6 protein-coding genes are annotated in these 11,568 nt (G+C 57.7%); all 6 read left to right on the top strand.

Annotated elements, in window-relative coordinates; translation table 11 throughout:
- Positions 1-5 precede the first annotated feature (5 nt).
- The 6 genes from J3P88_RS00880 (at position 6) to J3P88_RS00855 (ending at position 11,527) form a co-directional block, all read left to right on the top strand.
- On the top strand, positions 6-2,183 hold the full coding sequence (locus tag J3P88_RS00880) for a lipase family protein (protein WP_434573504.1): 2,178 nt from the start codon (positions 6-8) through the stop codon (positions 2,181-2,183).
- Positions 2,184-2,820: 637 nt separating this feature from the next.
- Positions 2,821-3,180: a DUF6124 family protein gene (locus J3P88_RS00875; protein WP_434576655.1), complete on the top strand. Its 360-nt coding sequence runs from the start codon at positions 2,821-2,823 to the stop codon at positions 3,178-3,180.
- Between the two features lie 283 nt (positions 3,181-3,463).
- Positions 3,464-4,090 carry a hypothetical protein gene (locus tag J3P88_RS00870; protein ID WP_434573502.1) on the top strand — a complete coding sequence of 209 codons (627 nt, stop codon included), beginning with the start codon at positions 3,464-3,466 and terminating at the stop codon, positions 4,088-4,090.
- Positions 4,091-4,639: 549 nt separating this feature from the next.
- The gene (locus tag J3P88_RS00865) at positions 4,640-5,671 is read left to right on the top strand and encodes a histone deacetylase family protein (RefSeq protein WP_434573501.1); all 1,032 of its coding nucleotides are present in this window, start codon (positions 4,640-4,642) and stop codon (positions 5,669-5,671) included.
- 11 nt (positions 5,672-5,682) lie between these two features.
- Positions 5,683-6,783, top strand: coding sequence for a polyamine ABC transporter substrate-binding protein (locus tag J3P88_RS00860; protein WP_434573499.1), 1,101 nt, complete (start codon positions 5,683-5,685; stop codon positions 6,781-6,783).
- A 118-nt stretch (positions 6,784-6,901) separates the two neighbouring features.
- The gene (locus J3P88_RS00855; protein WP_434573497.1) at positions 6,902-11,527 is read left to right on the top strand and encodes a dermonecrotic toxin domain-containing protein; all 4,626 of its coding nucleotides are present in this window, start codon (positions 6,902-6,904) and stop codon (positions 11,525-11,527) included.
- Positions 11,528-11,568: the final 41 nt, after the last annotated feature.

The following is an 11,568-nucleotide window of genomic DNA, read 5'->3' as shown; positions in this document are numbered from 1 at the left end:
CGCGTATGACGTCATTGCAAAAAGAACTGGAGTCACGGCTGAGCCATCGCAATCTGACCTGCCCTGTGGGAGGTAAGTGGAGCAGTTTTCAGCTCGTCGATGAGCTTGGCTCTGGTGAGCCTTATGCAGGGCTGGCTTATGTCGCTACCGACTCAGAAGGACAAAAATACCCTGGCAACCTAGATGTCATGGGTGTCGGCAAGATCGCCAACCACCATGCAGGACCGATTGCCTTGCATTTTGATCAGAAGTATCAAGGGGTTGAAGAGGTCTACTCATTTCTACAGACAAGACCGCACTACCCTCTCCAAATCACCGAACTACAAGTCCGCGCCGAGCAAACCCGCTACCTGAACCCAAACGCCACACGCACCCGGGAAAATCCCGCACAAGCCTGTGCAGACGATTACTTCCAAGTGGAAGTACGGCACTTGGTCAAGCATGTCGCGCACTTGCCCCCCGAGGTGTACCGCCATTACCCAGCCCCTTCGGGGCCGGCACGCCTGATGGGTGAACATGGCAAGCTCGGCGTAGCGCTGATGCCGCAAAAACACACGGTGTTGGAAGTTCGCCCGTTGCGCGCCTTGCGCCCCATGCTGTCCATCGCCCCTGAATTCTGCGCGCTCAACTTGTATCAACTGGCGCTCATGTCGACCTTGACCTACTGCCCCTTCGGGCAAACACCTGACAAGGCTCCGATAACAACGCCGCTGAGCTTCACCAAGCAACCAAGCGTGGGCAATTGGTTCGCGGATGCATTGGCCAAGTGCGAAGAACTCGGGGAGTTCTATCCGGAACAGACAAAGCCCTATCACCCGCTTTATGAAGACGTGCCCTACTCCAAACGCCTGGAGATCGTGCCGTTCGACCCAGCCCTCTACGCGGTCAACGATCCGGAATTGGGTGCACATCAGGAACATCCCGCCAAAGTCCATTTTCTCGATGACACCGACAAGCAAGAAAGCACCGACACCCAGGCCTACATCACCCACAACGACGAACTGATCCTGATAGCAGTACGTGGCACCCAGCAAACCGCCGACTTCCTGCGCGACGCCGATGCGCTCCAAGTGCCGTTTGAAGAAGGTGTCGGCCAGGTGCATCAAGGGTTCTATGGTGCCGCCAAGAAAACTGCGGCCTTCGTGACGAGCTATCTGGACAGGTTCTACGCCGGCCAAAAACTGCTGATATGCGGCCACAGCCTGGGCGGCGCGGTGGCGTTACTCCTTTCAGAAATGCTGCGGCGCAGACCAGAAGGCTACACCCTCCAGCTTTACACCTACGGCGCCCCTCGCGCCGCCGACGCCACCTTCACAAAAAACGCCGAAGCCCTGGTGCATTACCGAATGGTCAACCACAACGACCCGATACCCAGCGTCCCCGGCAGTTGGATGAATACCAAGAGCGATGTTTATGGCACAGGGTTGGCCCTTGCATTCGTCAACGTACCGGTCGGCCTTTCCGTGTTCGTCGCGGGCATCACTAACCTGACGGGCGAGCGCTACGAGCACCACGGCTTTTTGCGGCACTTCCTGCCGGTGGAGTTCGATCGCAAGGAGCGGTCTTCAATCCTGTGGATGCCCCAGTGCGACACCATCACCCAACACGCCGCCTGCGAGGTGGCCCTCAAGCATAAACATGGCTTGCCGAACCGCCCGGCATTGCTGGCCCAACTCATCCAGACCGGTGATCACTTCATGGTCCCCAGCTACATTCCCGCTTGCTGGGCGACCCTGCGGCGCTGGCAGGAAGCGCAAATCCGCGGAAGCACACTGGCGACAAAACGCGAATATGAATGGATCGACAATGCACTGACGCGGATTACCCAACAGCTGCGGGATGAAGAGCGTTACCTGACGGGAAGGCGCGCGCCCAATGGGCGTAGCGAAAGCGCCGTCAACATTGCGCTCATCCGCGAGGTCGACAAGATGCACAACACCCGTGCGCGCCTGGCGACGCTGCGCACCGCGTCGGTCAGTGAAAAAGATGTCTACGGGAGTTTGTCGGAACAACCTGAGCAATTGGCACAAAACCTGGCTCGCTGGCAGGCGCATCCGGAGAACAGGGTGGCGGAGCAGTTGGCGATGGCGCCGGCCATGAATGACGACGGGGAATTGATCCGTGGTGGTCACGGGTATGCCATTGGCGAACCGTATACGCTGGATCTCGATTTCATCATCTGATCGGTATGGCGGCCAATACGACGGCTGCGCCGCCGAGCGGGAGCAAGCTCCCTCGCCACAGGCCGTGCGTGCCTTCAGATCGGGTGTGCATGTGCTGGCGCCATCGCGAGCAGGCTCGCTCCCACAGGGGATTGGCGGTGGGTGCCCATTTTGTGGCGAGGGGATTCAGTGAAACGTCGCACCGCACCGCTGGGCTGCGCAGCGGCCCCAAAAAAGCGGGCACATTCTTACAGAAAAACCGCTGCGCCGCCGAGCAAGGGCAAGCTCCATCGCCCCGATTCCTGGGCATTACCGAGGCTTGTTTATTCTCCCGCCGCAACGCTTCCGCCCAGCTACGCATCCTTGCGCCATTGCCTACAACTACGCCAGAATCCGCCCGCTTGTGCGCCTTGCCCATGGGTTCTATCGTTTCCCTGCCACTGCCCATCAGTGGTCGGGTTTAGTAGCCCGGGGTTGTGTCAGTAGGATGCATGAGCTCTCCGTCCAAGCAGGTTCCTACCTGTCCTTGATGGTGGCTGTGCGCAGGGCGCTTCGGCGCGCCGGCAATGCTGATCTCCCCGGTCTACTAACCTGCGTACAGCCGCCACCCTTCTTTTAGTAGGGAAGAGGTTGCGGCTTAACCATGGAGTATCAGCACATGTTCAAGCCAACACCGAATCCCCCCGAAGCAGATCGCAGCTCTACGTCCACCAAATCCAAAACGAAAAAACAAGACGAAGCAGAAAGGCGCGCCTTGGATTATTACCTGCAACCGAAACCGGAAAAGTCTGAAGATGCATCCAAACCGGACCAGCTCTTCACCGTGTCAAAAAACGCCGACAACGAATGCCTGCTCGCCAACCTCAGCGAAAACCTGGCATCCGCCGACGCGATGATCAGCAACCTGGCCTTTGACCTGGAAGGCCACCGCCGCCACATTGCCCTCGGCATCCAGCAACTGATCGAGATGAGTTCATTGCTGGCCAGCCGTGCGCTGGATAACGTCGACCCTCGCTAGCCGCAGCACCACCAACCCGTGTCGAGGGAGCTTGCTCCCGCTCGGCGGCGCAGCGACCGCAAGATTTTAGGGCCGCTTCACGCCCAGCGGGAGCAAGACTCCCTCGCCACGGGTTGTAAGGCGCGTCTGACGGGTTGCTCAGCCCTTCCGCCAAGCCACGCAGCCTTGCGCCTTTGCCTACAACTACACCGGAACCCGCCGACTTGTGGGCCATACACTCAACCCCTATCGTCTCCTCGTCGCTGACATCAGCGAACGGCTTGGCGGCCAATCCCGTCAGTAATTGCTGAACCACTTTAAGCATCACATTCTTCTAGAGGGGGGTGCGAAAAAAGTTGATATCAAGGATTTGGAAGTGGGGAAAGTTATACGGCGCAAATATGAGGAATGGCGGGCTTATGCCTGTGCGGCCCGCACAGCTTCCAACGAGCTATTGACGTTGCTAGCACAAGAACCAGCAGATCCTGAACGAGCGTCTGGTGTTGATTTTGCACTGGTGCGCTTCGGCAACATCGATGCTGATGCGCTCGAACAATTTAATCTATGGGAATCAGACCATGGTTTCCCCTGGCATGACTCTCCAGAGATCATCAAAAGCGATGCCCGACATCTTGACCTTGCGCTGTGGTACGGGAATCTACTGTGCGGTCTATGCTTCGCCACACCCAGCGGCAAACGCACCGTTGTACGGATCAAGCTACTGGAAGGCCATCCCAAGCGGGAGAGTGGTTCACACCCGTTGAAGAGAAGAGTCATCCAGCTTTGCGTGCTTGCCGTTACTCAGTACCGCAAGATCATTGGTGCGGAACTCATTGAAATGGATAGCCCGTTACCCGGCGCAGTCCCTATATACCTCGAAAATGAATTTCAGATGGTAAACGGTGCCCTTGTGTTGACTCTTGATGAGTAATAGCATCATTTCAGAGGTGATCGAAAAATGAGCAAATTGAAAGCAACCCAACGCGGGAAGGCCGGCAAACATAAAGGGCAGGACAACTTTGACTGCTTGTACGTACGCGGCTTGCGCAAAGCTCGTGTCACAAACTCAATGGACTTGCGGATACTCGACCGCATCCGTCGTGGGTCCTCCGATGAGCCTGATGGTGCACTCGCAGGCTCGCGGTTGGTCAAGCTATCTGCCAGCGCGTAACCCCCACAAAGTAAGCATTAGGCGGTCCATCGGCCGCTTTTTTATTTAGCAACTGGCAACAAAAAACGAAGCTGGCTTTCAAGCTGGAAGGCTCGCTTCAGCACTTCTTCGCTACCCCATCATTATATGGCCTCAGATAGCCTTGGTCCCCAACGCCCCGAACCAGCGCACACCCGCGCCAACAAGGGGCGATTTACGGTCAAACCTTTTGGCCATTTCGATCCCCTTTTGGCCTCTCCTGCCGTTCTCCAAAACCCCTCCCGCCGCAAGACTGTGTCCAAACCGACCAGCCATGCGGAGAACAACAAAATGCTGACGATCTACTCAGACGATCACCACCTGCACCACGGCCGCTGCGAGTTGATGGACGGGCAGTTGATGCCTTGCTTCGAGATGCCGTCCCGGGCCGATCATGTGTTGGAGCGGGTCAAGACGCAGGGGCTGGGGCCGGTGGAGGCGCCGCAGGATTTTGGCCTGGGGCCGATCCAGCGTATCCACAGCGCGGCATACCTGGAATTTTTCAAAGGCGCCTGGGACCGCTGGGCCAAGTACAACCGCGACGGCGACTTGCTGCCCTTCACCTGGCCGGCTCGGACCTTTCGCACGGTCATCCCCACCAGCCTGCACGGCCAGTTGGGTTATTACAGTTTCGACGCCGGCGCGCCGATCACCGCCGGCACTTGGCAGGCGGCCTACAGCGCCGCGCAAGTGGCCCTCACCGCCCAGGCGGACATCCAGCGTGGGGCGCGCAGTGCCTTTGCCTTGTGCCGCCCACCGGGGCACCACGCCGCTGGCGACTTGATGGGGGGTTATTGCTACCTCAACAACGCGGCCATTGCCGCCCAGGCCTTTCTCGACCAGGGCCATAAGAAGGTCGCGATCCTGGATGTGGATTACCACCACGGCAACGGCACCCAATCGATTTTTTATGAGCGCAGCGACGTGTTGTTCGCGTCGATCCACGGCCATCCGGAGGCGGAGTTTCCGTTTTTCCTGGGTTATGCCGATGAGCTCGGCGAGGGCGACGGTGAGGGTTTCAATTTCAACTACCCTTTGCCAGCCGGCTCCGGCTGGGACACCTGGAGCGCGGCGCTGGAGCAGGCCTGTGGGCAAATCCGGGGCTACGACGCCGATGTCATCGTCGTGTCCCTGGGCGTGGACACGTTCAAGGACGACCCGATCTCGCAATTCAAGCTCGACAGCCCGGACTACCTGGCGATGGGCAAGCGCATCGCGGCGCTCGGCAAGCCGACGCTGTTCGTGATGGAAGGCGGCTACGCGGTGGCAGAAATCGGCATCAATGCCGTGAACGTTCTTGAAGGTTTCCAAAGCGCCCCATGAGGAACAACAGCATGAACAGACTCAAGCGTTTAATGGCCCCAGCCGTGTGCGCCGCGCTGCTTTGCGGCGCTGTCCAGGCCGAGGAGCGCACCTTGCGCGTCTACAACTGGTTCGACTACATCACGCCCAAGGCCCTGGAGGACTTCAAGGCGCAGAACAGCCAGGTCAAGCTGGTCTATGACATCTTCGACACCAACGAGGCCCTGGAGGCCAAGCTGCTGACGGGCAACTCAGGCTATGACGTGGTGGTGCCGTCCAACGTGTTCCTGGCCAAGCAGATCGAAGCCGGGGTGTTCCAGCCCCTGGACCGCAGCAAGCTGCCGAACTGGAACCACCTCGACCCCAAGCTGATGAAGCTGATCGAAGCCAACGACCCGGGCAACAAGTTCGCCGTGCCCTACATGTACGGCACCATCCTGATCGGCTTCAACCCGGACAAGGTCAAGGCCGCCCTGGGCGCCAACGCGCCAGTGGACAGTTGGGACCTGATCTTCAAGGAAGAGAACATCAGCAAGCTCAAGCAATGCGGCGTGGCCTTGCTTGATTCGCCGTCGGAAATACTGCCCCTGGCCTTGCAGCACCTGGGCCTGGACCCCAACAGCAAGCAGCCGGCGGACTACGCCAAGGCCGAGGCGCTGATGATGAAGGTGCGCCCGTACATCACTTATTTCCACTCGTCCAAGTACATGGCCGACATCGCCAACGGTGATATCTGCGTGGCGGTGGGTTATTCCGGCAGCTTCTCCCAGGCGGCCAACCGGGCCAAGGAAGCCAAGAACGGTGTGACGGTGGACATGCGCTTGCCCAAGGAAGGCGCGCCGATCTGGTTCGACATGCTCGCGATCCCCAAAGGCGCGAAAAACCCGGACGACGCCTACACCTTCATCAACTATTTGCTGCAACCGCAGGTGATTGCGCCGGTGAGTGATTTTGTCGGTTATCCAAACCCGAACAAGGACGCCACCGAGAAAGTCGACCCGGCGATCCGCGGCAATCCCAACCTCTATCCGACGGAAGCGGCGATGGCCACGCTGTATACGCTGCAGCCGTTGCCCAGGGACGCCGAGCGGGCCCGGACGCGGGCTTGGACACGAATAAAGTCCGGTCAATAAGCGAAAAATGGCTGCCTATACATAATTACCACCTGCGCCGTCCCGTGCCTCCCTAGCATGAAAAACCCGAAGCGTTCGGCTTCGGGTTTTTCATATCTTGAGATAAGGGACTACTCAAATGACACTCGATGCTACCGACACAGACCCTATATCCGACGCAAGCATCAGGGGGGCGTTGCTCAACCAGTTACTTGCAGGCCCCAGCTATCCGGACGTTGCCGCTGAACTCCTGCGGCGCGCGCTCAAAGACCTCTACCCTTCTCTGGACCTGGACCCCTACGCAACTGTTCTCGGCACACCGGACTGGGACATCATTGACGGTGAAATCGTGGCGCTCCCCACCATTTACCAATCGCTCAGTGATTTGCTCGCCGAGCGAGCGGACTCAAACGAGCCGACGTTGTTGATTGATGGGCTGCACTTTCTGACTCAGCTCCCCATCACCGTCCCGGAGGCGTATTTGCCGGTACGCATCGACCAGATTGGACGCCTGATCAACGAGTTGGTGCCCGCCATGCCGGCGGCCAGCCAGGAAAAACAACTGGCTTACTGGAACACTCCATTCGGCAAGTACGCTGCGCGCTGGCAGGAAATGTCCGACACGCTGCGCAAAATCTGGAACGTCAAGCAGGTGAAGGGCTGGACGGAGACTGAATGCGACATGGCCAGGCAGCTGTTTCTCCACCCCGTCCCCGCAGACCGCAAGGATAAGTATGACAGCCACGCCTACCTGGTTGACGTCGAAGCCGTCGAGGACGGACGAACGATCCGCGTGAACGAAAATTCGTTAGTCGTGCTGGTCGGCCTGATCGACAACAAGGAGGTTGTTCTTACGCATTCATTGCTCAATGGCTACGAGAGGTTCGACTCACGCGATGCATTTGAACGGTCGCTTCCGAGCCATCTGGGTGATCTGGACGGGATGAAAATAAGGTGGCAGTTTTATGAGCCCAGCGGCAACGTTTTTGACAGCAAGGCCTGCGGGCTTATCGCCATGCAGGTCCGGATCCTCGGCCTCAGCCACGCGGAGTTGAATCGGGCCTTAGCAGGAATCGAACCATCCGCTTTCGGATTGACGACCGGGCCCGGAGAGTCCTGGTTCAAACATCAAATACCCGAGTGGCTGAAGCAAGCATCCGAAGCCGACCAGACACTGTTTGCCCAGTACATGAAGGATCTGTCGGCGCTGAGCAGTTCCCATGCCGGCAAGACCTACCTGGACGATATTCCGGCCATTAAAGAGTACGCGTCGAATGCCCTGAAAGCCCAAATGCGATCCGATCAGGGCACCCTTTCGACGCCAGCCCCGGAAAACATCGAGGTAGAAATAGAAAGCCCCGTTGTCTGGGGAACCTTCGTCGTCCCGTTCCAGTCGGACACGACCTCGTTCAACCTCGTTGAACTGGCCTTGCAAAACTTGATCGCACTGCCATCTGGCAATAGAACCGTGAGCGCTCGTGACGGGACCGAGTTACCCGAGTGGGTCACCGTGGATTATCTTGAAAACCTCATCACTCAGGTCGATATCGGCCGCGTCTATCCGCAGTTGGTCAAAACCAAACTGCTTGACGATCCGGCGGAGTCGAGCCGTCGGGAAAAGTTGTACACCGAACAGCTACGCGTACAGCTGCCGTTGCTGGCGCTGGAAGCCAAACTGCGGGGCCAAGGCAACATAGATGACCGCGGTTGTCGTTATGTCGCGGCGCTGATGGAAACGTTGGAAGCGAACCGCAAGGTTGAAGGCCAAGCCATTGTCCTGCGCAAATTGGCGTTCGTGCCCGAGCTTCAGCTGGGTCTTTCCGAGGACATCGTTGCCAATATGTTCGTGATCGGCCCGCAGACGTCGAGCGCCGGTCCTTGCCTGCTCTACCGCCCGATGCTCGAACCGCAGCTGTGGCAGTTCCCCTCGTTCAGCAACCTGTTATACGCCATCAAACAAACCGATTCCTTGCGCCAATCGGTGCTGGCGTGGCTGCCCGACGGTGTACGGGATACCTACGGCAGATATGTTTTTCCGGGAACCTTGCCCTCGCCTTGGGCCGTCGTGGATTTCGTGGCGGCTCCCATCACGTCAGTAACCAACGCTGGCCCTGTCACGCTCAGTGACGAATCCCTGGGAAGCGACTTCATGCCGCTATTGTTCAAGGCCAATGCCGACGCCTTGGTCACACTCGCCGACCGTCAGTCTGTCTCTGACAGCGAGAGCCGCTGGGCGTCTTTCAAACAAGCGGGTTGGCTGATTTTAAATCTGGCGCTGCCCTATCTCGGCACCACCGCGAACACAGCGGTCTGGCTCTGGCAAATAATGAATGACCTTGAACAATTGACGCAAAACGATGGAATAGCCGAGGACCAGGTCAAGGGCCAGGCCAAGTGGGAGATCTTCGTCGATTTACTGCTCAACGTGGCATTGGGTGTCGTCAATGCTGCAATCGATCGTCGCAAGTCAAACAACCGCGGTCGTCCAACAGAAGCTCCGGAAACCGCCGCAGTGAAGCCATTGCCGGAACCGGAAATCGGTGTGCCCGAGCTCAAACCCAAGCCCGTGATCGAGGCACTCGCGCCGCTTGCCCAACAAGAGCTGTCGCAAGATCACTACGACATCATCCATACCAGTGGCGTCTTGATGGGTAAAGCCAGGAAGGACATCAGCCTGCTCGATAGTTTCAGCATCGAGGCCCCCGACGACCCAGGACTGCCAGAGAGCGAAGGCGCGCTCAAGGGCCTCTACCAGAAGGATGGGCACTGGTACACGAAGATGTCGGACAAATGGTTCGAGGTCACGGTCCAGACAGAGCAAGTCAACATTGCAGACAAAACACGCACCGGACCTGCGCTGATCAGGGATGAACGAGGTCAATGGCGAATCGATAGCCGATTACGCCTAAGCGGCGTCGGGTCAAAAGGTGTCATGCAACAAGTCGTCCTCAGCGCACAGCGCCGGAACGTCCAGTTGCTGGCTGAACTCACTACATTTGAAAAACAGAAACTGAGCAACGAGCGCTTGCTGACCGCAGATGCCCAAGCCTTTAAGCAAGCCTCCAGCGCAACCAGAGCGATTTTCCGTGACGTCTACTCGAGGACCTTGGCAGAGCAACGGCACTACTATGATGAAGCCCTGAAGAGATTGATGGAATGGCCGGTCTTTCAATCAAGGCCCGATTTCCCCCGAATAGGCGTTGCCTATCTGGACGCGCAAATCCACTTCACCTTTGCGGAAATGGCCGTGTTGCAAGAGCGCTTTGCCCCTGCCATGAATCAAGCGCTGAGCATGGCCCAGTCTCGGGACGTAGTACTGGAGCAACAGCACATCGACGCAGCCAACAACATGATTGCTCTCGGCGACGACATGATCGAGCGTCTGGACTATATGGAGACACGCTTTTCCGAGCTCAAGCGACTGGGACGTGGAGGCGTTGAGATCATCCGGGACCATCGCGCAACGATGCCTCTCTACGTGAGCGACGATTTACGGTTCCTTCAACTGGATATGTATCGCCATCTCTGCCTGACCCTTGAAAGCGTCGCCACGATGCCCGAAGGCTGGCGCGAAATAAACCAACTGATCGACACGGCAATAGTGGCCGCCCAAACCCTGCATGATGCGATCGATGAGCGCAGCGAGATCCGGCTGGATGAGCAAATCGATGCGCTCGGCGGCCTGACGGAACAGTTCACCGCCATCGACGAACACCTCGACTACATCGACAGCGAATACAAAGGCAGCACCGACCTGCAACATCTCAGTCGCCTGCGACAGCGAATAGGTGATCTCAAAAAACAAGCGTTGCTTTATTTGGCCAAAACCCTTGATAAGCGAAGCGATGGACAACGATCGGGCGCTCTTTATAAACCACGCCCCGGACCTCGGAAAAAAATGATCAGGGCCCGCTTCTGGGGCCTCGTCAGCGGTGAGCCTCGCTTATCCGGCTCGTACGAAGAGACGGGTTGGGTCGATGTGAAGAATCCATTCACGAGTGAAATCATCGCCACGTTCCGCCGTAAGGAAACAGGTGAATGGGCCCAGCATATACCGTCCGACACACCATTGGCGGTCCCGGCCCTTAAGACGAGCATTCAAAAAGGCCAAGCGCTGATCGACGGACTACCGGCCTTCAAGGCGCAAATCGAGAAAGACTTGCAACAGCCAGAACGCACCCCTGCTGGCGTCGCAATGATCCTGAGCGCGCATGCGCGCCGGCTGGAAACAGTCGGGGTAGCAATCAAAAAGGCCCTTGATCAAGTACAAAGTGTGGTCACGAATGAAACGGTTGAACCGTCAGCGGAAAATCAACGCTTGGCGGAGTCCTTGCGCTTGCAACTCAAAAAAGAATCGACGGCGCTGTGGAGCCAGGAGTACGACACCGTACTGGGCCTTATCAAACAGAGCCCACCGACCATGAGTGGTTTGATCTGGTTGAAGGAGCGAAAACTGATTCACATCACCAAACGGATCGCGCGAAAACGTATCAAAAAACCGCAAAAACATTACTTGGACAGATATGAAATCAAAGACTGGAAAACCGGTAAGGCGCTCTGGTTCGCTGACTTCCACTACTCCACGTTTTGGGGCCCCGACCGTAGGTTTGTTTCGGCACGCCTGAAGACGCTGGAGCAGGTCAAATCGGAGGTCGCCGATGTCTCTACGGATGGACTGAGCCAACGTCAGTTGATCGAGCACTACCGCAGCGAAATTGCCTATGATCAGGCCATACAGGTGTTTTTTCCAGAGAGCAAATCATAGGTAATAACCCGGCCTGCGATTGATGTCCCGGTTACGTGCCG

It is taken from the genome of Pseudomonas sp. Z3-6 (genome assembly GCF_051131985.1).
In the GTDB taxonomy this organism is placed as follows: Bacteria; Pseudomonadota; Gammaproteobacteria; order Pseudomonadales; family Pseudomonadaceae; genus Aquipseudomonas; species Aquipseudomonas zanjanensis.
The sequence above is the reverse complement of the archived record's forward strand: the minus strand, read 5'-3'. Positions and strand labels throughout refer to the sequence as shown.